A 21019-nucleotide genomic window follows, 5' to 3' on the forward strand; every position below is an offset into this window, starting at 1 on the left:
AAACTCCCGTCGTCGCCCGGAGGGCGGCCGCGCGGCGTCAGGTGCGTGCTCTCGGCGTGCCGGGCGGAAGCCCGCGTACTGGACGTACTCGGGCTTTCGCCCGGTGCGGCGAGAGCGCGTGCCGGGCGTCGCGAGGCAGACGGGAGTTTGACGACAGGCCCTGGCACTCGGCTGGTCGGTGGTGCGGACGGCCCGGGCGCTGCGTACGGGCATCCGGGCCGTGTGCGGGCAGCGGGAACCCCGTGCGCGACGCGGGCCGGGACCTCGCGGGCGCGGCCGTGCTGTGCCTCGCGGGCGCGGCGGTGGCCGCCGTGGTGGCGGCGGGCGGTCCGGCCCTGGCCGTCCCCGCGCTGTGGGCGCTGTTCTCGGCCGTCCTGTGGCTCGCCCCGCACCCGGCCCCCGGCAGGCCAGCGCGGCGGCCAGGCCGGCCGCCGTCGCCGGTCCCGCCCTGGCGGCGGCGCTGGTCTGCAGGCTGCTCGTCCTCGCCGCGGACCCGTATCTCGCCGCGACGGCCGAACTGCACGGCGTCCTCTACCACCGGGCCGGGCCGCTGATCGGACTGCTCGTCCGGGCCGGCCTGTGCGCGCGGGTCCCGCTCCGCGCGGCCTCCTGGGCCGCCACCACCAACCAGACCGAAGGAGTAAGGAGTTGACGAACCTGTGGGTGGTCGTGCCCGCATACAACGAGGCGGCGGCCATCGGGACCGCGCTGGCCGCGCTCGCCGCCCAGCGCGACACCGGATTCACGCTCGTCGTCGTGGACAACGCCTCCACCGACCAAACGGCGCAGGCCGTACGGGACTTCGCGCGCACAGCGCCCTTTCCCGTCGAGCTGGCCCGGGAGGAGCTGCCCGGCGCCGGGACCGCCGCCGACACCGGCTTCCGGTACGCCATCGCGGCCGGCGCCACCCACCTGCTGCGCACCGACGCCGACTGCCTGCCCGCCCCGGACTGGACGGCCGTCGCGAAGGCGGAGTTCGGGCGGGGCGCCGAGATGCTGTGCGGCCGCAGCGTGCCGCGCCGCGACGAGGCACCCGGCCTGCTCGAAGCCCGGCTGCTGCCGGCGCTGATCCGGCTCACCTCGCTCTACGGCCGCTACCGACCGTCCCACCGGCACCCGCGCTACCGCGCCCCGTACGTCCTGTGCCACGGCCACAACCTCGGCATCACCGCCGGCCTCTACCTGCGCTGCGGCGGCGCCCTGCGGGTGCCGCTGCACGAACGGTCCGAGGACGTGGCCCTGCTGAACCGGGCCCGCGAGCACAGCGACCGCATCGTCCGCGCGGAGCGGCTGGTGGTACAGAACAGCCTGCGCAGGCTGCGGAGTTGGGGACCGCGCCGCACCCTGCTCTGGTACTGGGACCGGCGCTACCGGCCCACCGACACCGCGGAGGCACACGTCCGATGACCACCGACACGAAGGCCCGCCGCCGGGACCGGCGGGTCTACCTGCGCGCCCACCCGGTCCTGTTCGCGCTGCTCGCCGCCACCCGCGGCCGGCCCGTGCGCCGGCTCGGCCGCGGCACGCTGCTCGTCCACGGCGCGGCAGCCTACCGGGAGGCGCTGACCCGGCTGCCGCTGGACCGCACCGCACCCGGCACCACGGGCGGCGCGGCCCGAGCCGCCCGGGTGGAGGACGTGCTCTTCGACCAGGAGGGCTCCGGCCACCGGACGGCCCGGCGGGAGCTGGCCGAGCTGCTCGGCGCGGCCGGGACCCGGGAACTGCGGTCGGCATGGCACCCGTTGCTCCTACGGCGGCTCGCGCCGCTGCCGCTCGGGGGCACGGTGGACCTGGTGCCGCTGGCCCGGGAACTGGCCGGCGCGGTGGTGTACGCACTGCTGGGCCCCGGCTCCGGCTCCGGCTCCAGCTCCGGCTCCGGCCCCAACCCCGGCCCCGGCCCTGCGGGAGACTCCCTCGCCCTCGCGGAGGCGGCCGCCGAGGCCGCGGCCGCCTCCGTGCGCAGCCACCTCCCCGGCCCGCCCCGCCCGGGCGCCGAAGCCGCGGCGGTCCGCGCCGCCGAGCGGCTGCGCGCGCTCCTGGGACCGGGGGCGGACGCCCGGGCCGCGATGCTGGCGGTCGCGGCCGTGAACACCACGGTCGCGGCGCTCCCCCGGGCCGTGGCCTGGTGCGCCGACGCGGGCCTGTGGGACCAGGCGGCGGACCCGGCCCTGTGCCCCGCCCTGACCGACGAACTGCTGCGCGTGACGGCGGCCTCTCCCCTCCTCCCCCGGGTGGCCGCGGCGGGCGGCTCGGTCGGGGGCTGCCCGGTCCGGGCCGGGGACCGGCTGCTCCTGGTGGCCCGGCACGCCGCCGGGGCACACCTGCGGGACCCCGACGGGCGCCGCCCCGCCGAGCCGGGCGTCGCCCGCCTGGTCTTCGGCGCCGGGCCGCACGCCTGCCCCGGGGCGCGCCTGGCGCGGGAGCAACTGGCCGGCGTACTGGCGGCGCTGGCTCCGCACCGGCCGGTCGTGGTCCGGGCCCGGGTGGACCGCCGGGCCGCCCTCCCCGGGTGGCGTTCGCTGGTCGTACGGGCGGCGGCATGACATCCCCCGAGCCGTCCTCCGAGCCGTCCACCAGGCCGTCCGCCGGGCCGCTCCCAAGGCCGTCCCCTTGGCCCTCCTCCGAGCCGTCCTCCGGGCCGTCCCCCAGGCCCGCCTCCGGACCGTCCGGCGCGGCCGCCGGGCTCCGGATCGCCGTCACGGGCGCGAGCGGCTTCTGCGGCGGGCACGTCGCCCGCGCCGCCGCGGCGGCCGGGGCCCGGGTGGTGTGCGTGGGCCGCAGGCCCGGCCCGCTCGGGGAACACCGCTTCTGGGACGCGTCCCTCGGGGAGCCGGACCTCTCCGGCACGGACCTCGTCGTGCACTGCGCGGCGGCGGTGGGCGATCCCGCCCCGGGCTCACCCGCGGAAGCCGTCATGCGGGCGGTCAACGTGACGGGCACCGAGCGGCTGCTGCGCGCGGCGGGCGGGCGGCCGGTGGTCTGGGTGAGCAGCGCCAGCGTCTACGACCCCCGCCACGACCGCACGCTGGTCCGCGAGGACCACCCGCGCACGGGGCACCTGAACGCCTACGGCCGTACGAAGGCCGCCGGCGAGGCCCTGGCACTGGCCGCCGGGGCGGTGGTGCTGCGTCCGCGCGCCGTGTACGGCCCCGGCGACACCCAGCTGCTGCCCCGGCTGCTGTCCCGGGTCCGGGCCGGGACCCTGTTCCTGCCGGGCCCGGACGTCCCGCTCAGCCTGACCGCGGTGGAGAACCTGGCCGCGGCCTGCCTGGCGGCGGCTCCCGGCTGGCCCCCGGGCGCGTACAACATCGCCGATGCCCGCCCCTACCCACGCGACGCGGCCGTATCCGCCGTCCTGCGCGCCCACGGGGTCCGGGCCCGCATCCGCCACCTCCCGCCGGCCCTGGCGGTCACGGCGGCCCGGCTCGCGGAAGCCCTCTCCTCCGGTGAACCGGCCCTCAGCCGCTACGCGGTGGACCAGCTCGCCCACCCCGTGGTCCTGGACCTGACCCGCGCCCGCTCCCAGGGCTGGGTCCCGGAGCGGAATCTGGCGGACTACCTCGGCTCCCTGCCCGGCACCCCGGATTCCGGGCCGTTCAGCCGGCCCGACCGCTCCGGGCGGGCGCCGCGGCCCCCGCGTTGGCGATGAGCTGGTCGAGGAGCGAGAGCAGACAGGCCCGGACGTCCTCGCGGGAGCGGGCGTCGAGCATGAGCACGGGCGTGCTCGGATCCTTCAGGTGCAGGGCCGTCGCGATCTCCTCGGCCGTGTAGGGCTGTTGGCCGTGGAAGCAGTTGGCGCCGACCACGAACGGCAGTCCGCGGTTCTCGAAGAAGTCGACGGCCGCGAAACTGCGGTCGAGGCGTCGCGTGTCGACCAGCACGATCGCCCCGAGCGCCCCGGCCAGCAGGTCGTCCCACATGAACCAGAAGCGTTCCTGGCCCGGTGTGCCGAACAGATACAGGACCACCCCGGCGTCGTCGAGGGTGATCCGGCCGAAGTCCATCGCCACGGTGGTGGCCGTCTTGGACTCGATGCCGTCGAGGTCGTCGACGCCGACGCCCGCGGCGGTCAGCCGCTCCTCCGTACGCAGCGGCTCGATCTCGGAGATCGTCTCCACCAGGGTCGTCTTGCCGACTCCGAACCCACCGGCGATGAGGATCTTGACCGGGGCCGGTTCTTGAGGGGCAGGGGCCAGAGGGGCAGGGGCCTGCGGTGCAGCGGCCTGCGGGGCGAACATGTCATTTCCGGGCAAGGCTGTCCCTGATTCTCATGAGCAGGTGGACGTCGGTGGTCTCGGCGCCCCCCAGGGGCGGCCGGTGGTGGATCAGCCCGCGGTCGGCGAGCTCACCGAGGAGCAGCGTCATCGGCGTGAGGCGGATGTGCATCCGCGCCGCTATCTCGGCGACGGCCCGTCCGCCCGGCGCCGTGCACATCGCGAGGATCTCCTGCCACTCGGTGGGCAGGCCTGCGCGGGCGTCCTCGGCCACCGCCGCGGTGATCGTGGTGTCCATGGTGAGGACGGTGTGCGCAGCGGCCGTACGTCCGTCGGTGAGGGCGTACAGCCGCGTCCGCCGGCCCCGCGCGGGCTGTGGCTCGTCCTGCGGCATTACGGGGTCGGCGCCTGGGCACGCTCCGGGGTGCCCAGCCACTCGCCGAGCGCCTGGGCCGTCCGTACGGCTTCGCCGCCCAGCTCCCCGAGCCGCGCCTTGCGGGAGGTCACCACGATGAGCGTGCTGCCCTCGCCGCACCCGACGATGCAGAGGTACCGGTCGTCCATCTCGACCAGCTGGCGGATGACGCGGCCGCCGTCGATCTCCCGGGATATCGCCTTCATCGTGGCCGCGATGCCGGAGGCCGCGGCCGCCATGCGCTCGGCCTGGGGTTCGTCCAGCAGGTAGGCGCTGAGCTTGATGCCGTCGTTGGAGAGGAGCACCGCTCCCTGGATGCCGGCGATCCTGCTGAGGTTGTTGTCCAGGACGCTGTAGATCATGTTTTCGGATGCCGCTGTGCTTGCTGAGGAGGTAGTCATGGCCGATCCCGTCGGAGCTCTTCTTCCACTGTCTGGGTCCCGCGTTCGTAGTCTGCCCAGGCGTCGGCCACCTCTTCGGGAGTCGCCGTGTCCTGCGGGACCGCTGGTTCCGGTGCGCTGGGCGCCCGTAGCTGCTCGGCGATGTGGGTCTGCGGGACCCGCTCGGGGAGGGCCGGCCGACCGGGTGCGGAGATAGGCGCGGACGCGGCCGCGGGCACGGTCGCGGTCGCGGACACGAGTACGGGCTCGGACGCAGGCTTGGGCACCGTCGTACGGCGGCTCGGCAGCCCGGCGCCCGTGTACAGGACCGGCTCGCGCTCGGGCTCGGGTTCGCGCTCGGGCTCGCGCTCGGCCTCGGGCTCCTTCGCAAGGCGCGGCGCCGGGGCGGCGGCGGTGACGGACGGCGCGGTGGCCGCGGGTTCGCGCGGCGCTTCCCCTTCCGTCGCCACCAGAAGGTCCCCGGGGAGGATCACCACGGCGGAGGTCCCCCCGTACACCGAGCGGCGCAGGGTGACGGTCGCCCGGAGCTGGTCGGCGAGGTGACCGACCACGAAGAGCCCGAGCCGGTGCGCGTTCTGCGCCAGGACGGAGTACGGCGGTGCCTCGTGCAGCCGGCCGTTCATCTCCTCGTACCGCTCGGGGGTCACCCGCGGCCCGCGGTCCTCGATCTCTACCGACAGCCCGTCCGCGACCAGTTCGGCGCGGATGACCACCTTGGAGCGCGGCGGGGAGAAGCGGGTGGCGTTGTCCAGCAGCTCCGCGAGCAGGTGGCTGATCTGGCTGATCACGCGCGGTTCCACGCTGGTCTCGTCCAGGGCGTGCCGCTCGATGCGCCGGAAGTCCTCGACTTCCGCGGCGGCTTCGCGCAGCAGGTCGGCGACGCGCATGGGATCGGTGTGCGGGTCGGGGACCTCGCCGCCCGCCAGGATGAGCAGGTTCTCGATCTGGCGGCGCATGCCCACCGTCAACTGGTCGGCCCGCATCAGCTGGGCCAGCAGCACTTCGTCGTGGCCGAAGGTGTCCTGCAGTTCCTCCGTGAGGCTCAGCTGGCGGCTGACCAGGTTTCCGGTGCGCGAGGCGATGCCCGTGGCGAACAGGCCGAAGCCGTGCCGCTCGGCCGCGAGTTGCCGGTGCCCGTCGACGGATACGGCGACGGCCCGGGCGAACGCGTCGCTGATGCGTCCGACCTCGTCCCGGTCTCCGCGCACCGCCGGCAGGGTCCCGGCGTCGACGGACTGCCCGCGCTGGAGCCGGGCGACGACCTCGGGGAGGGTTTCCTCGGCGACGGTCACCGTGCGCTCGTGCAGGTCGCGCAGGCGGCGGAGCACCGATCGGGTGGTGAGCACGACCACGACCACGACGGCCAGCAGCCCGCCGCCGCTTCCCCCGATCAGCCAGGCGACCTCGGTGTCCAGCTCCGCGGCCTTGGCCTCGCCGCGTGCGAGCATCTTGCGCGCCCGGTCGACGTTGAGCGTGGCCAGCTGCACCGAGAACCGCTCGTGCGCGGAACGCCAACCGGCGACCTCGGCGGGCAGTTTGATGCCGGAGGCAACGTCCGTGTGCTTCGAGACGATCGCGTTCTCGATGCGGAGCTTGGCCTGCCACTCCGGGGAGGCGACGATCCGCTCGTAGAACCGCCGGTCGGCCTCGGGCAGGTAGGGCACGACCCAGGTCTCGTACAGGTACCGGTGGGCTCCCAGGGCGCCGAGGAACTGCTCGAAGCCGGCGGAGTTCAGCTGCCTGGACGGCCCGGCCAGGGCCAGGAGCGTGTCCTCGCGCGCCACCATCTCGGTGGCGGAGAGCATGGACACCACGGACCGGCTCTCCTTGGTGAGTTCGGCGTCGTCCGCGTGGCTGAAGTCCTGCTGGTAGGCCTGGATGACCGCGCCGACGACTCCGGTGTAGTAGGTGAGCGTGCCGTCGGCTCCGCCGGTGCGGGCGTCCGCGCGCTGGCGGTAGGCGGCCAGGCTGTCGAGCCGCTGCTCCACCTCCCCGAAGAACACGTCCGAACCGACCGCCAGCCGGCGGAAGTCGGCCGCGGCCCGGTCCGTGGCCTCACGCCGTTTGCCCAGCTCCTCCTCGGCCCCGGCGGTACCCGACCACAGTGCGGCGGTCACCGTCCGCTCGGCCTGCATGTCGACCATGAGCGTGTACAGCGGTGCGCCGACCCGCTCGGCGGCAGCGACGTCGGCCCGCAGCCGGTCCGACTGCGCCAGCAGCCGCTGGGCGGTCACCGCCACTTGGGTGCCCATCGCCACGGTGGGCAGTACCGCCAGCCAGACGAGCAGGGTGCGCAGACGCAGGGTGCGCCGCCGACGGGTCGTCGACTGCCCTCGTACGCCTTCGGGTTCTATGGGAGACATCGGTCCTCGGAAGCTGGGGACGCGGCGGATGTGAGGGTGCCGATCATAACCAGCCATGCCAAGGAAACGGATAGGTGTCTTCCGTGCCCAAATCCCGTCATTTAAGGCGGATCTCCGCAAGCGAGAGACCTGATCGGAACCCAACCGCGACACCGCCGACACCGGACCGCCGGTTCACGCGCCGGGAGAGCACAAGGGCGCCGGCCGTCGGAAGCCCGACGGCCGGCGCCCGGCCGGTCTCCGCCCGTGCGGGGTCAGCCCGTGCGGGGTCAGCCCCCGGCCGGGGTGAGGCGCAGCGAGATGCTGTTGATGCAGTACCGCTGGTCGGTCGGGGTCGGGTAGCCCTCGCCCTCGAAGACGTGGCCCAGGTGGGAGCCGCACTTCGCGCACAGGACCTCGGTGCGGACCATGCCGTGGGCGACGTCCGCCTTCAGTTCGACCGCGTCGGAGTCCTTCGGGTCGAAGAAGGAGGGCCAGCCGCAGTGCGACTCGAACTTCTCCGTGGAGCGGAACAGCTCGGAGCCGCAGCCGCGACAGCTGTAGACGCCCTCCGTCTTGGTGTCCGTGTACTCACCGCGGAAGGCGGGCTCGGTTCCGGCGAGGCGCAGCACCTGGTACTCGGACGGGGTCAGCTCCGCCTGCCACTGCTCGTCCGTCTTCTCTACCTCGTACGACATGACTGATCTCCCGTTTTCCCGCTCTTCCCAGAGCCGTCAGTTCGACAGACGGGCCAGGATGGCCGGCCCCAGGTCCGTGACATCGCCCGCACCCATGGTGAGAACGAGATCACCGGGCTTGGCCATTCCCGCGATGACGTCGGCGACGGCGTCCTTGGAGTGCTCGGGGGTGACGTCGGCCCCGGCGGCGCGGGCGGCGTCGATGATGATCTCGCTGGTGATCCCGGGGACCGGGTCCTCGCGGGCCGGGTAGATGTCGAGGACGACCGAGGCGTCGGCGAGGGCGAGGGCCCGGCCCATCTCCTTGCCGAGTTCCTGGGTGCGGGAGAAGAGGTGGGGCTGGAAGACGACCAGGATGCGGGAGTCCCCGGCGGCTCCGCGGATGGCCTCCAGGTCGGCGGTCATCTCGGTGGGGTGGTGCGCGTAGGAGTCGATGACCTGGACCCCGGCGGCCTCGCCCTTGAGCTGGAGGCGGCGCTTGACCCCGGTGTACTTGCCGAGGGCGGAGGCCAGGTTGTGCGCCGGGATGCCGAGCGCGACACCGGCGGCGAGGGCCGCGACGGCGTTGTGCGCGTAGTGGCGGCCGGGCACGGAGACGGTGAAGGTGAGCATCCGGCCGTCGATGACGACGGTGACCTCGCTGGTCAGCCCGCGCGGGGTGATCTTCGTGATGCGGACGTCGGCCTCGGGCTCCTCGCCGTACGTGACCACCTTCAGCCCGTCGTTGCCGCGGACCCGGCCGGCGATCTCGGCCGCGCCCGCCTGGCCGTGGGCGATGACCAGGGTGCCGCCCTCGGGGACCTTGCCGACGAAGGTCTCGAAGGACTCGTAGATCTCTTCCATCGACGCGTAGTTCGCGTGGTGGTCGAGTTCGGCGTTGAGGATGATCGCGACCTGGGGCGTGTACTTGTGGAAGCTGCGGTCGCTCTCGTCGGCCTCGGCCACGAAGATGTCGCCCTCGCCGTGGTGGGCGTTGGAGCCGGGGGCGTCCAGGTCGCCGCCGATGGCGTACGAGGGGTCCAGGCCCAGCGCCGAGAGGGAAACGGCCAGCATCGAGGTGGTGGTGGTCTTGCCGTGAGTGCCGGCGACGGCGATCGGTCGCAGGCCGTCCATCAGCCCGGCCAGGGCGTCGGAGCGGTGCACGACCGGGATGCCGAGCTCGGCGGCGCGGGCCAGCTCCGGGTTGTCGGCGCGGATGGCGCTGGAGACGACCACGCAGGTGGCGTCGTCGGCGAGGTGACCGGCGGCGTGCCCGATGTGGACCGTGGCACCGTGGGCGCGCAGCGCCTGGGCGGTCTCGGAGTCACGGGCGTCGCTGCCGGCCACCTTGGCGCCGCGCTGGGCCAGGATCTTCGCGATGCCGGACATGCCGGCGCCGCCGATGCCGATGAAGTGGGGCCGTTCCATGGCGGTCGGCAGGCCGGGCTTCATTCAGGTAGCTCCAGGATCGAGTGCGTACGTACGGCAGCCGGGTGCGCGGATGCGGGGACCCGCGGTCCGGCCGCCTCCACCCTATTCCTTGTGGGCGAAGAGCTTGAGCACCGGAACGCCGACCTTGTGGCGTGCCCGTGAGGCCCAGTCGCGGTGGAAGAACTCCTCGACGTAGTGCGGGGCGGTCAGCACGATCACCTCGTCGGCGTTGGTCTCGTCCACCACTGCCTTCAGCTTGTCGAGCGGATGCTCGTCGACGATCTGCCCGACGGCCTTGGCGCCCTTGGCCCGCAGGGACGCGAGGGAATGGGCGATCGCCAGTTCGGCCGGACCGCGGGCCGCGTCGCCCTCCGGTTCGTCGCCCTCGTGAATGGCCTCGGGAAGCTCACCGAGCGCTACGTCGTCGATGGCGCGCAGCAGCCGGTCCCGGTCGCCGCGGGGCTGCATGAGGACGATGAAGGAGACCTGCTCGTCTCCGTGGAGGGTGGTGACGAAGTCCACGTCGACGGGGGTCAGCGGCTGCTCGATCATCAATACGCTCGTGAACACGGACGCCCTCTCCTTCGTGGGCCGAGACCGGCCGGCCGGCCCCTGCGGAAACCATCCTGCCCCGCTGTCGCACGGGGCCTGTGCGGTTATACCTGCCCACTACTGTGCCCAGCGGAAGCTAAGCGGAACGACAAATTCCGCCTCTCTTCAGATCCGACGGTAACGCGTGAACAGAAACCCGGCCTCTTCCAGCAGGCAGGCCGGTGCGAGCCGGTGCGGAACCGTGACGGAGGGGCCGCCGGAGATCCGCTGGGCGTCACCCGCCGTGAGCATCGGCGAGATCGTCAGACACAGCTCGTCCAGCGCGTCCGCGGCGACGAACTGCCCCAGCAGCCGGGGCCCGCCCTCGGTGAGCTGGCGGCGCAGCCCCCGGTCCGCGAGTTCCCGTACGGCCCGGGCCGGATCCACGCCCGCCCCCTCGCCGGCCACCACCACCTGCGCCCCGGCCTTCACCGCCTCGGCGACCCGGTCGGCGGGGGCGGCGGCGCCGGTGAGCACCACGGTGGGCTCCAGGGGCGAGGTGAACAGCGGCAGCGAGAAGTCGAGGTCCAGACTGGCGGTGACCACGGCGATGACGGCGGCGGGGCCCTGACCGGCCGCCTCGCGGCGGGCCGCGAAGGCCTCCCGGGCCCGCGCGGGGCGGTAGCCCTCCTGGCGAACCGTTTCCGCACCGACGACCACCACATCGGCCAGGGCCCGCAGGGTGCCGAAGATCCGCATGTCGGTCTCGTTGGAGATGGGCTGGGAACGCCCGTCGTGCTGGGCCGCGCCGTCCAGCGTGGAGACCATGTTGGCCCGCAGCCAGTGGCCGTCCGGGGCGAGCTCGGGGTACTCGTACGCCTCGGCGAGTTCGTCCAGCGACCACGCACGGTCGGTCTGGTCCGCGGATGTCTGATCGGTCACAGGGAACAGGCGTCGCATCGGTGCAGTGTGCCACGCCCCGTAGAGTTAAGAGCTGTGTCAACCTCTCTCTCGCCCTCAGCGTCAGCCTCCGGGCAGCCCCCGATAGCCGACGCGGGACCGCAGTCCCTGTGCGCCCGCGAGCCGCGGGTGCCCGCAGAACGGCTGGTGGCCGAGATGGTGCCGCCGCCCCGCTTCGACGCGGTGCGCTTCGACACCTACGATCCGGACCCGGCCCAGCCCAGCCAGTCCGAGGCCGTCACCGTCCTCGCGGACTTCGCCGCGGGCCTCGGCGGGGCGCACGCGAGCGGCTCGGGCAAGAAGCGGTGGTTCTCGAAGAAGGCGGCGGCCCCGACCGGCCCGCGCGGGGTCTACCTCGACGGCGGCTACGGCGTCGGCAAGACCCACCTGCTGGCCTCCCTCTGGCACGCCACCCCGGCCGAACCGGCCCTCAAGGCCTTCGGCACCTTCGTGGAGCTGACCAACCTGGTCGGCGCGCTCGGCTTCCAGCAGACCGTGCAGACCCTCGGCGGGCACCGCCTGCTGTGCATCGACGAGTTCGAGCTCGACGACCCGGGCGACACCGTCCTCGTCTCCTCCCTGCTCAGCCGCCTCGTCGAGCAGGGCGTGGCGCTGGCCGCCACCTCCAACACCCTGCCCGGCAAGCTCGGTGAGGGACGCTTCGCCTCCGCCGACTTCCTGCGGGAGATCCAGGGGCTCTCCGCGCACTTCCGCCCGCTGCGCATCGACGGCCAGGACTACCGCCACCGCGGCCTGCCCGAGGCTCCCGCCCCGTTCTCCGACGAGCAGGTCACCAAGGCCGCGTACGCCACCGAGGGCGCGAGCCTCGACGATTTCCCCGGGCTGCTGGAGCACCTGGCGCGGGTCCACCCCAGCCGGTACGGGGCCCTGACCGACGGCATAACGGCCGTCTGCCTCACCGATGTCGGCCCGGTTCCGGACCAGTCGACGGCGCTGCGGCTGGTGGTCCTGGCCGACCGGCTGTACGACCGGGAGATCCCGGTCCTCGCGGCGGGCGTCGCCTTCGACCGGCTGTTCAGTGACGAGATGCTGAACGGCGGCTACCGCAAGAAGTACTTCCGCGCCATCTCGCGGCTCACCGCACTGGCACGCGACGCGAAGCCCCTGGTGTCCCAGTAGGTTTGGGGATGCCGGGCCGTTCCCACGGCCCGGCCGTACCCACCTTCCGTGAAGGGATCCACCATGGCCACCACGCGTACCGCCCACACCAACTGGGAGGGCAACCTCCTCAAGGGCTCCGGCGTCGTCACCCTCGACTCCTCGGGCCAGGGCTCGTTCGACGTCTCCTGGCCCTCGCGCGCCGAGGCCGCGAACGGCAAGACCAGCCCGGAAGAGCTGATCGCCGCCGCGCACTCCAGCTGCTACTCGATGGCCCTCTCGCACGGCCTCGACGGCGCCGGCACTCCCCCCACCCGGGTGGAGACCAAGGCCGATGTGACGTTCCAGCCGGGTGAGGGCATCACCGGCATCCACCTGACCGTGGTCGCCGAGGTGCCGGGTCTGGACGCCGAGGGCTTCGCCGCTGCCGCCGAGGACGCCAAGAAGAACTGCCCGGTCAGCCAGGCCCTGACGGGCACGACGATCACGCTCACCGCCACCCTGGCCTGACGGCCGCCTGCCGGGCGCGGCCGGGATCGGCCGCGCCGGGCACCGGCGGCAGGGGACGGCGCGGCGGAGCCGGTCCCACCGGGCACCCGTGGTACCACGGCTCGGTCCTCAGTCCTGTCCCGTCCGCCTGGAGTTGCCCATGCCGCCCAAGCCGCCGATGTCCCTCAGCCGGCGCAGCCTGCTCGCCGCCGGTTCCGTCTCCTTCGCCGGGGCGCTCGGCGCCCTCTTCGCCGGAGCCGGCCCGGGGTCCGGAGCGGGAGGCGGCCCGCGCAAGGGCGCGGGCGCGCCCGCGGGTCCGGGTACGCGCACCCCCGCCCCCGTCTCCGACCGGGGCTACGGGCCGCTCGTGGCCGACCCCGCCGGGCTGCTCGATCTGCCCGCGGGGTTCACGTACCGCGTCCTGTCGCGCGCCGGCGACCCGCTGCGTTCGGGCGGGGGCACCGTCCCGGGCAACTTCGACGGCATGGCCGCCTTCGACGCCGGGCAGGGCCGCGTCCGGCTGGTGCGCAACCACGAGAACCGCACCACCGCCCCCCTGCGGGTCCCTCCCGTCGAGGGGCTCACCTACGACCCGCACGCCCTCGGCGGCTGCACCCTCCTCGACCTGGACCCGTCCGGCGGGGTCACGGCCGAGCGCGTCGCCCTCGCCGGCACCGCCGTCAACTGCGCGGGCGGCCGTACCCCCTGGAACACCTGGCTCTCCTGCGAGGAGACCGAGGACCGGGCGGGCACCAGCGGCTACACCCGCGACCACGGCTACGTCTTCGAGGTCGACCCCGCCGACCCCCACCGCTCGGGCGCCGTCCCGCTCACCGCGATGGGCCGCTTCGCGCACGAGGCCGTCGCCGTGGACCCGTACCGCGGTGTGGTCTACGAGACGGAGGACGCCTTCGTCGAACCCTTCGGGCTCTTCTACCGGTTCCTGCCCGCCCGCCCCCTCGGCGGCCTCGGCTCCCTGCGCGCGGGCGGCGAACTGGAGGCCCTGCGGGTCCCGGGCCTCGCGAACCTCGCGGTGGTGGACGAACCCGGGGCCGAGTTCCCGGTGGAGTGGGTCCCCGTACCGGACCCGTCCGCGTCCGGGACCCCGATCCGGCTCCAGGACTTCGGCCCCGGCGGGATCACCCACGCCCAGAAGCTGGAGGGCTGCTACTGGGGCGACGGCGGCGTCCACTTCGTCTCCAGCTACGCCCGCACCCGCGAGGGCTCCCCCGCCGAGCACCACGGCCAGGTGTGGTTCTACGATCCGCTGCGCGCCCGGCTCCGGCTGGACGTGGTCTTCGGCCCGGCCACCGACATCCAGCTGCCCGGAGACTCCCCCGACAACATCTGCCTGGCCCCCGACGGCGGCCTCATGGTGTGCGAGGACGGCGGCGGCGCGCAGTACGTCTTCGGCGTGACCCCCGGCGGCACGGTCTACCCGATGGCCCGCAACGCCATCGACATCGGCAAGCCGGGGGCGCCGGAATGGGGCGAGTTCGCCGGGGTCACCTTCTCCCCGGACGCGCGGACGATGTACGTCAACGCCTACACGCCCGGGACCACCTTCGCCGTGACGGGTCCATGGCAGTGACCCGCACTGTCTTACGGCCCGCCCGTACCGCCTTCCGGCCCGCCCGGCCCGGCCTTTCGCCACGTCGCGGTCCACTGCGTTGTGGTGGAAGATCGTATGGAGTCGACGGAGCAGAGGTAGGTAGCGGTGGCCAAGAAGGACAGCAAGTCCGCCAAGGGCGCCAAGGGCGAGAAGGCGAAGGCCGGGGCGTCGGCCAAGGCTGAGAAGCCGGAGAAGGCCGAGAGGCCGGAGAAGGCCGAGAGGCCGGAGAAGGCCGGGAAGACCGGCAAGGCCGAGAAGGCTGAGAAAGCCGAGAAGGCTGAGAAGGCTGAGAAGGCCGCCACGACGGAAAAGCCGGAGAAGACCGAGAAGCCGAAGTCCAAGCCGCTCTCGCTCCGCGAGCTGCTCCGCATCTCCGCGGAGAACTCCAAGGGCTCCAAGGGCGGCGCCCGCAAGTCCGGCGGCCACGGACACGGGCACGGCTACGAGTACGGGTACGACACCCCCCTGAGCCCCCTGCTCCGCGTCCCCTCCGGCGAGCGCGTCGACCTCGGGGCCTTCCACACCGCGGCGACCCCGGCCGGTCCCACCGACAAGGCGGCCGGCGTGGCGGCCACCGCCCTGATGGGCGAGCGGCTCGCCTCCCTCCAGGAGCGGCTCTACGCCGCCAGCACCGCCGGCGACCGCCGCCGCGTCCTGCTCGTGCTCCAGGGCATGGACACCAGTGGCAAGGGCGGCACCGTCAAGCACGTGATCGGCCTGTTCAACCCCTCCGGCTGCCGGATCAAGGCCTTCAAGGCGCCCACCCCGGAGGAGCAGAACCACCCCTTCCTCTGGCGCATCATGAAGGCGCTCCCCCAACCGGGCGAGATCGGCATCTTCGACCGTTCGCACTACGAGGACGTCCTCATCGCCCGCGTCCGCGACCTGGTGCCGCGCAGTCAGCTGGGCCGGCGCTACGCGCAGATCAACCGGTTCGAGAAGTCCCTCGCCGACGACGGGGTCACCGTGGTGAAGGTGTTCCTCCACATCGGCTACGAGGAGCAGCGCAAGCGGCTCCTGGAGCGGCTCGACAACCCGGACAAGCACTGGAAGTTCAACGTGGGCGACATCGAGGAGCGCTCGGTGTGGCCCGCGTACCAGCAGGCGTACGAGCTGGCCCTGGAGCGGTGCTCCACGGACGCCGCGCCCTGGTACGTCGTCCCGTCGGACCGGAAGTGGTACCGCAACTGGGCCATCAGCAAACTGCTGCTGGAGCATCTGGAGGGCATCGCGCCGCAGTACCCGAAGGGTGACTTCGACGTGGAGGAGTGCCGCACCCGTCTGCTTGCCACATAGTCATATATTTTGCGCATGTGACCATCTCAGTGCGCAGGACGGCCGCCGTCGCGGCCGTAGCAGCTCTCAGTGCCGCCCTCGCCGCGTGCGGGGGCGGCGCCGGTACGCCGGAGGCCGGCGGCCAGGCTCGGCTGGGGGCCTCCGCGGCCCCGTCCGCTCCGGCTTCCGCCTCCCCCTCCACCGCGGGGGCCGCGACCCCGGCGCCGAGCCCTCCGGGCAGTGCGTCGGCGACTCCGCAGGCCGGAGCTCCCGGCAAGGCTCCGACCATGGCCCCGGGTCCGGGCGGTCTGACCCCCGTCTTCGACCGCGCGAAGCAGCAGACCGACAAGACGGTGGCGCTGACCTTCGACGCCGACATGACCTCCGATCAGGGGCCGCGCGCGGCGGGCGGAGAGCACTTCGACAACCCGCAGCTGATCTCCACGCTGCGCGGCCTCAAGGTGCCGGCGACGGTCTTCATGACGGGCCGCTGGGCCGAGGAGTACCCGGGCCAGGCGAAGTCCATCGGCACGGACCCGAACTTCGAGATCGCGAACCACTCGTACAGCCACCACGCCTTCAAGTCCCCCTGCTACGGACTCCCCACCCTCGACGAGGCCGCCGCCCGGGCCGACGTGGACCGGGCCTTCGAGGCCTTCCACAAGGCGGGCGCGGTCAACACCGTCCCGTACTTCCGCTTCCCCGGCGGCTGCTACGACGACCAGGCGCTGCGGGCCATCTCCACCGCCAAGGTCACGGCCGTCCAGTGGGACGTGGTCAGCGGGGACGCGTTCGCGAAGGATCCGGACGCGGTGGCCGAACAGGTGCTGGCCGGGGTGAAGCCCGGCTCGGTCGTGGTCATGCACTGCACGCGCAGCGCCGCCCCGGTCACCGAGGAGGCCGTCCGGAAGATCGTCCCGGAGCTGCGCAAGCGCGGCTACCGCTTCGTGAAGGTCTCCGACCTGATCGGAAAGTAACCCGGACCGCACCGGACCGGACCAGACCAGGCAGCCGGGCAGCCGGGCAGCCGGGCGGCCGGCCCGCCGGGCCCCGGCCGCCCCGCGGGCTCAGCCCGAGCAGGCCGTGCGCTGCGCGTCCTGCCACTCGCAGACCGGGCACAGCACCACGCCCGGGGTGGCGACCCCGTACTCGGTGGGCTTCCCGCACTCCACGCAGTCGGCGTAGGGCGGCCCGGGCACCCGCCCGGGGGGCGCCGCGGGGGCGGGGCAGTACGGGGAGTCGGGCAGGTGCTGCTCCGTCTGGTCCATGCGTCCGAGCCTACTCACCTCCGCCTGCGCACGATGTGCGCGGTCAATGGGCGGCGGCCGACTCGGCGGCCTCGCTCGGGCGGACGATGACGAAGCCCTCGCCGCTGAGCTTCAGCTGGACGGCCTCGCCGGAGCCGCCGCGGATCATCGAGCCGACGGACTGGGAACGGTGCAGCGCCGTCTCCAGGCGGGCGCTCCAGCCGACCACCGCGTCGGTGTCCGCGTAGACCGGCGCCTGCGGGGTGACGGGGATGACGATCGGGTTCCCGTCGCAGACGACGGCGAGCTTTCCGGTGCCGGTGAAGAGGCTGTTGAAGAGGCCGCCGCCGGTCATGCCGGCGCCCTTGAGCATCCTGATCTCGTAGCCGAGGGTGGCGTCGAAGCAGAGCACGTTGCGGCCGTTGATGGTGAGGGCGTCGCCGGGCTCGAACTCGACGATGAAGCAGTTGCCGGCCCGGTGGGCGAACCAGGCCTCGCCCTGGCCGGTCACGGACATCAGCGCCAGCCCCTCGCCCGTGACGGCGCGCTTGAGCATGCCCCCGATGCCCTGCCCCTTGCGTTCGAACTGCAGGTTCCCGCGGAAGGCGACCATGGAGCCCTGGCGGGCGAGCATCTCGCCGTTGACGGCGTACTTCACGGATTTGGCGTTCTGCAGGGTCATACCGGGTACGGCAGACGCCTCGGCCAGGTTCTCGGACGCGAAAAGATCACTCTTCATGCGTGCGATCCTCGCCCGGCCCGGGCCCCTCGGTCATCAGCCTGGAGGCGGAGGCTGGCATCCTTGGCCGGATGAGCACCGAGGACACGCGCCACGACACCCGGGTACCCGCAGTCGGGTCCGACAGCCCCTTCCGGCAGGAGCGGATCGCCCGCGACGACGCGCCGCAGTACGTCCTCCCGCTGGTGGTGCGGATCGAGAAGACGGAGCCGCCGGCCCGGACCGATGCCCTGGAGACCGCCGCGCGCGCCGTGCTCGTCCTGCTCACCGACGAGCGGTCGGCCGGCGAGGGCGAGTGGGCGGCGGCGGTCCGGGACTGGCAGGACGCGCGGATCCGCAAGGTGGTGCGCAGGGCGCGCGGTGCGGAGTGGCGCAAGGCGGAGACCCTGCCGGGCCTCACGGTCAACGGTGCGGGCGCGGAGGTACGGGTCTTCCCGCCGGTCCCGCTCGACGGCTGGCCCAAGGAACTGGCCAAGCTCCAGGTGTCGGGCACCGATCTGGACGACCCGGAGCCGGTCGCACCGGCCGGGGCGGGACTGCCGGTCCTCTGGCTCAACCCGGACCTGGACATGTCGGCCGGCAAGGCCATGGCCCAGGCCGGGCACGCGGCGCAGCTCGCGTGGTGGGAGCTGACCGGCCCGGAGCGGGCCGCCTGGCGGGAGTCCGGCTTCCGGCTGGCCGTGCGGACGGCCGCGCGCGAGCGGTGGCAGGAGCTGTCCGGGAGCGGGCTGCCGGTGGTGCGGGACGCGGGGTTCACGGAGATCGCGCCCGGTTCCTGCACGGTCGTCGCGGACCATCCGGCGCTGCGGGCGCAGCTGTAGGCAGGCCGAGGCGGGCCGTCGCGGGCCGTGGCGGCCCGCCCGTAGCCCGCCCGTGGCCGCCCGTGGCCCGGAGCTGCGGGCTCCCGCGTCCCGGCATCCGGAACGCGGCGCGGTCCGGGAACCTCAAATGTTGCTCTGAACGTCCCCCTGGGCGGTTGACCCGACTCCGTCGGGGCCATGACATCGGCACACGGACCGATGAGAGGGGGCGAGGGGACATGAAGCCCATGGCACACCTGGGGGTGGGCATCGGCTGGCGGCCGGAGATCGCGGGGGCGGTGGAGGGCCTGCCGGGCCTGGACTGGGTCGAGGTGGTGGCGGAGAACATCTGCCCCGGCCACCTGCCGGAGTCCCTGCTCCGGCTGCTCGAACGCGGGGTCCGCGTGGTGCCGCACGGAGTCTCGCTGGGCATCGGCGGCGCCGACCGCCCGGACCCGGCGAAGCTGGCCGCGCTCGCGGAGCGGGCGGTCGCGCTGGGAGCTCCGCTGGTCACCGAGCACATCGCCTTCGTACGGACCTCCTCGGTGGCGCCGGGACCGGTGCTCGAAGCCGGGCACCTGCTGCCCGTGGCACGGACCCGGGACGCGCTGGACGTGCTCTGCGAGAACGTACGGATCGCGCAGGACGCGCTGCCGGTGCCGCTCGCGCTGGAGAACATCGCGGCGCTGGTGTCGTGGCCCGGGGAGGAGCTCACCGAGGCGCAGTTCCTGACCGAGCTCGTGGAGCGGACCGGGGTGCGGCTGCTGATCGACGTGGCCAACCTGCACACCAACCGGGTCAACCGGGGGGAGGACCCGGTCGCGGTGCTCGACGGGATTCCGCTGGAGGCGCTGGCGTACGTGCACGTCGCCGGGGGCGTGGAGCGGGGTGGGGTGTGGCACGACACGCACGCGCATCCGGTGCCGCCCGAGGTGCTGGAGGTTCTCGCGGAGCTGCGGGCCCGGGTGGACCCGCCGGGGGTGCTGCTGGAGCGGGACGACGACTTTCCGGGCGGGGCCGAGCTGGCGGGTGAGCTGGCCGCGATCCGCGGGGTGCTGGGTGGCGGCGGCCCTGCGGGGGCTGTCCCCGCCCCTCCCTTCGCCCGTTCCCCGGGGTTCCGCCCCGGACCCCGCGCCTCACACGCCGGCGCGGCTGAAGTGGCGGGCTCCGGCCCGGAGCGCGCCGCGGACGACGGCGAGGTCGAGGTGGCGCACGCCGATGACAGCGCGCTCGATGCCGCTCGGACGCGGGTCGGGATCGGGCAGGCCGCCTTGTTGTCGGCGCTGGTGGGCGGGACTCCCGTGCCCGAGGGGTTCGACCGGCAGCGGGTGCGCGTACAGGCGCGGGCGCTCGCGGCCAAGCGGGCCGGGATCGTGGCCGGGCTGGCGCCCGAGCTGCCCCGGATCCTGGGCGGTGAGGACGCGTACCGGGAGGCCTTCCTCGGCTATGCCCGGAACCGGCCCCTGACCGCCGGATACCGGCGCGACGCGCTGGACTTCGCCGAGCACCTGCTGGTCCGGGACCTGCCCGCTGATCCCGCGGCCCGGCGGCGGCTCACGCTCTGGTGGCGGGACCGGGCCGGGCCCCGGCCGCCGCGCCGCGCCGTGCGCTGGGCCCGCGCCCTCGTGGGGAGGGCGGCGTGAACTTCTTCGACCTCCTCGCCGTGGCCGTCTGGGCCGGCGTCATCGTCTCCAGCTTCCTGCTGCTGCGCGGCCTGCGGCGGTCGCGGCCCTCCACCATCGGCCCGCCCCCGCGGCTGCACGACCTGTCCGAGGCCGCCTTCATGGCCGGCGGACCCGGCGCGGTGGTGGACGCCGCGCTCGTCTCACTGCTCTGCGACGGCCGGATGCTGGCCGGCGGGCCCGGCATCGTCCAGGTGCGGCCCGGGGTGCGGGGCGGCGACCCGGCCCAGCGCGCCGTGCTCCAGGCCTGCCAGGGGGCACCGTCCGGGTGGCTCTACCAGATCCGCTACGCCGCCATGCGGGACCCGGCCGTGCAGGAGACCGGCGACGCGCTGGCCGCCCGCGGGCTGATCGCCACCCCCGGCGGACGCCACCGCTGGCTGCGCCACGGGGTGGTCCAGGCCATCGTGTGCGGGGTGCTGCTGATCCTCTCGCTGCCGCTGTCCTTCGTCGCCTTCGTGCTGCAGGAGGGGGCCGGGAACTTCCACGTGCCGTTCGTCGCCGAGGTGCTGCCCGTCCTGCTGGGCGGCATCGTCGTGGGCACCGTGGGCGCCTCCCGGGCCCGGCAGCGGATCACCCCGGCGGGGGCCGCGGCGCTGCGCGCCATCCGCGCGCACTACGGGGCCGACCAGACCCCGTACGTGCAGACCTCGCTGTTCGGGCTGCGGGGCCTCAGGGACCCGTACCTGCGCGAGCAGTTGGTGCCGGCGGCCCGCGGGACCCGGCTGGCGGCGGCCCAGTCCCGCACGCGTTCCACCGGCTCGGAGTCCTCCTGGGAATCGGGGGCCGCGGTGATTCCGGTCGTCTGGTGCGCCGGCTCCGACGGCGGCGGTTCCGGCGGGTCGAGCTGCGGCTCCTCGGGCGGCAGCGGCGGCTGCTCCTCGGGGTCGGGCTGCGGGTCCTCCGGGAGCGGTTGCGGGAGCGGCAGCTCCGGCGGGTCGAGCTGTTCGGGCAGTTCGGGCGGGTCGAGCTGCTCCAGTGGCTCGAGTTGTAGCAGTTCGTCCAGTTCCAGCTGCGGCAGCAGTTCCTGACCTCCCATCACGGAGCCGTCACGAGCTGCTCACACCTCGGCAGAAGGCTGTACC

22 protein-coding genes are annotated in these 21019 nt (G+C 73.8%); 12 read left to right on the plus strand and 10 right to left on the minus strand.

Annotated features, from left to right (window positions below; all coding sequences use genetic code 11):
- The first annotated feature begins 376 nt into the window (after positions 1–376).
- From ACFWNV_RS01820 to ACFWNV_RS01835, 4 genes are read left to right on the plus strand one after another with little or no spacing between them, the layout of a single operon-like run.
- Positions 377–652 (plus strand): hypothetical protein, encoded by a 276-nt coding sequence (locus ACFWNV_RS01820; RefSeq protein WP_383938925.1) that lies wholly within the window; start codon positions 377–379, stop codon positions 650–652.
- The gene (locus ACFWNV_RS01825; protein WP_383938927.1) at positions 649–1407 is read left to right on the plus strand and encodes a glycosyltransferase; all 759 of its coding nucleotides are present in this window, start codon (positions 649–651) and stop codon (positions 1405–1407) included. The genes ACFWNV_RS01820 and ACFWNV_RS01825 overlap by 4 nt, the downstream gene beginning before the upstream one ends.
- Positions 1404–2543 carry a cytochrome P450 gene (locus tag ACFWNV_RS01830; protein ID WP_383938930.1) on the plus strand — a complete coding sequence of 380 codons (1140 nt, stop codon included), beginning with the start codon at positions 1404–1406 and terminating at the stop codon, positions 2541–2543. Before ACFWNV_RS01825 ends, ACFWNV_RS01830 begins: the two co-directional genes overlap by 4 nt.
- On the plus strand, positions 2540–3649 hold the full coding sequence (locus tag ACFWNV_RS01835; protein WP_383938933.1) for an NAD-dependent epimerase/dehydratase family protein: 1110 nt from the start codon (positions 2540–2542) through the stop codon (positions 3647–3649). The genes ACFWNV_RS01830 and ACFWNV_RS01835 overlap by 4 nt, the downstream gene beginning before the upstream one ends.
- Here ACFWNV_RS01835 and ACFWNV_RS01840 read toward each other — a convergent pair.
- The 8 genes from ACFWNV_RS01840 to ACFWNV_RS01875 all read right to left on the minus strand — a co-directional run bounded on the left by ACFWNV_RS01840 (position 3597) and on the right by ACFWNV_RS01875 (position 10971).
- The gene (locus ACFWNV_RS01840; protein WP_383938936.1) at positions 3597–4238 is read right to left on the minus strand and encodes an ATP/GTP-binding protein; all 642 of its coding nucleotides are present in this window, start codon (positions 4236–4238) and stop codon (positions 3597–3599) included. The genes ACFWNV_RS01835 and ACFWNV_RS01840 overlap by 53 nt on opposite strands.
- A 1-nt stretch (position 4239) precedes the next feature.
- A complete protein-coding gene (locus tag ACFWNV_RS01845; RefSeq protein ID WP_383938939.1) occupies positions 4240–4608 on the minus strand; it encodes a DUF742 domain-containing protein in 369 nt (122 codons plus the stop codon).
- Positions 4608–4991, minus strand: coding sequence for a roadblock/LC7 domain-containing protein (locus tag ACFWNV_RS01850; protein ID WP_383938942.1), 384 nt, complete (start codon positions 4989–4991; stop codon positions 4608–4610). Before ACFWNV_RS01850 ends, ACFWNV_RS01845 begins: the two co-directional genes overlap by 1 nt.
- A gap of 35 nt (positions 4992–5026) precedes the next feature.
- Positions 5027–7393, minus strand: coding sequence for a nitrate- and nitrite sensing domain-containing protein (locus ACFWNV_RS01855; RefSeq protein WP_383938945.1), 2367 nt, complete (start codon positions 7391–7393; stop codon positions 5027–5029).
- Positions 7394–7662: 269 nt separating this feature from the next.
- Positions 7663–8070 carry a peptide-methionine (R)-S-oxide reductase MsrB gene (gene msrB / locus ACFWNV_RS01860; RefSeq protein WP_383938948.1) on the minus strand — a complete coding sequence of 136 codons (408 nt, stop codon included), beginning with the start codon at positions 8068–8070 and terminating at the stop codon, positions 7663–7665.
- Positions 8071–8106: 36 nt separating this feature from the next.
- Entirely contained in the window at positions 8107–9501 is a 1395-nt protein-coding gene (gene murC / locus ACFWNV_RS01865) for a UDP-N-acetylmuramate--L-alanine ligase (RefSeq protein ID WP_383938951.1), read from the minus strand.
- 81 nt (positions 9502–9582) lie between these two features.
- Positions 9583–10050: an indole-3-glycerol phosphate synthase gene (locus ACFWNV_RS01870; RefSeq protein WP_383938954.1), complete on the minus strand. Its 468-nt coding sequence runs from the start codon at positions 10048–10050 to the stop codon at positions 9583–9585.
- A 147-nt stretch (positions 10051–10197) separates the two neighbouring features.
- Complete coding sequence (locus tag ACFWNV_RS01875) at positions 10198–10971, minus strand: pyrimidine reductase family protein (RefSeq protein ID WP_383938957.1); 774 nt, start codon at positions 10969–10971, stop codon at positions 10198–10200.
- Positions 10972–11007: 36 nt separating this feature from the next.
- Here ACFWNV_RS01875 and zapE point away from each other — a divergent pair, with 36 nt between their 5' ends.
- From zapE to ACFWNV_RS01900, 5 genes are all read left to right on the plus strand, one after another.
- A complete protein-coding gene (gene zapE / locus ACFWNV_RS01880; protein WP_383938960.1) occupies positions 11008–12111 on the plus strand; it encodes a cell division protein ZapE in 1104 nt (367 codons plus the stop codon).
- 63 nt (positions 12112–12174) lie between these two features.
- Complete coding sequence (locus ACFWNV_RS01885) at positions 12175–12600, plus strand: OsmC family peroxiredoxin (RefSeq protein ID WP_383938963.1); 426 nt, start codon at positions 12175–12177, stop codon at positions 12598–12600.
- A gap of 139 nt (positions 12601–12739) precedes the next feature.
- Positions 12740–14170, plus strand: coding sequence for an alkaline phosphatase PhoX (locus tag ACFWNV_RS01890; RefSeq protein ID WP_383938966.1), 1431 nt, complete (start codon positions 12740–12742; stop codon positions 14168–14170).
- A gap of 390 nt (positions 14171–14560) precedes the next feature.
- A complete protein-coding gene (locus ACFWNV_RS01895; protein WP_383939149.1) occupies positions 14561–15487 on the plus strand; it encodes a polyphosphate kinase 2 family protein in 927 nt (308 codons plus the stop codon).
- Positions 15488–15504: 17 nt separating this feature from the next.
- The gene (locus ACFWNV_RS01900; RefSeq protein ID WP_383938969.1) at positions 15505–16443 is read left to right on the plus strand and encodes a polysaccharide deacetylase family protein; all 939 of its coding nucleotides are present in this window, start codon (positions 15505–15507) and stop codon (positions 16441–16443) included.
- Between the two features lie 90 nt (positions 16444–16533).
- On the opposite strand, the gene ACFWNV_RS01905 is transcribed toward ACFWNV_RS01900, so the two are convergent.
- Together ACFWNV_RS01905 and ACFWNV_RS01910 are read right to left on the minus strand one after the other, a co-directional pair.
- Entirely contained in the window at positions 16534–16734 is a 201-nt protein-coding gene (locus ACFWNV_RS01905; protein ID WP_383938971.1) for a hypothetical protein, read from the minus strand.
- A 43-nt stretch (positions 16735–16777) separates the two neighbouring features.
- The gene (locus ACFWNV_RS01910; RefSeq protein WP_383938974.1) at positions 16778–17452 is read right to left on the minus strand and encodes an AIM24 family protein; all 675 of its coding nucleotides are present in this window, start codon (positions 17450–17452) and stop codon (positions 16778–16780) included.
- A 71-nt stretch (positions 17453–17523) separates the two neighbouring features.
- Between ACFWNV_RS01910 and ACFWNV_RS01915 the strand changes: the two genes are divergently transcribed.
- The 3 genes from ACFWNV_RS01915 to ACFWNV_RS01925 all read left to right on the plus strand — a co-directional run bounded on the left by ACFWNV_RS01915 (position 17524) and on the right by ACFWNV_RS01925 (position 20965).
- The gene (locus tag ACFWNV_RS01915) at positions 17524–18273 is read left to right on the plus strand and encodes an aminoacyl-tRNA hydrolase (RefSeq protein ID WP_383938977.1); all 750 of its coding nucleotides are present in this window, start codon (positions 17524–17526) and stop codon (positions 18271–18273) included.
- A 218-nt stretch (positions 18274–18491) separates the two neighbouring features.
- Positions 18492–19895 carry a DUF692 domain-containing protein gene (locus tag ACFWNV_RS01920; protein ID WP_383938979.1) on the plus strand — a complete coding sequence of 468 codons (1404 nt, stop codon included), beginning with the start codon at positions 18492–18494 and terminating at the stop codon, positions 19893–19895.
- Positions 19892–20965: a TIGR04222 domain-containing membrane protein gene (locus tag ACFWNV_RS01925; protein WP_383938982.1), complete on the plus strand. Its 1074-nt coding sequence runs from the start codon at positions 19892–19894 to the stop codon at positions 20963–20965. Before ACFWNV_RS01920 ends, ACFWNV_RS01925 begins: the two co-directional genes overlap by 4 nt.
- Positions 20966–21019 lie beyond the last annotated feature (54 nt).

The organism is Streptomyces sp. NPDC058401, assembly GCF_042722885.1.
Classification (GTDB): domain Bacteria; phylum Actinomycetota; class Actinomycetes; order Streptomycetales; family Streptomycetaceae; genus Streptomyces.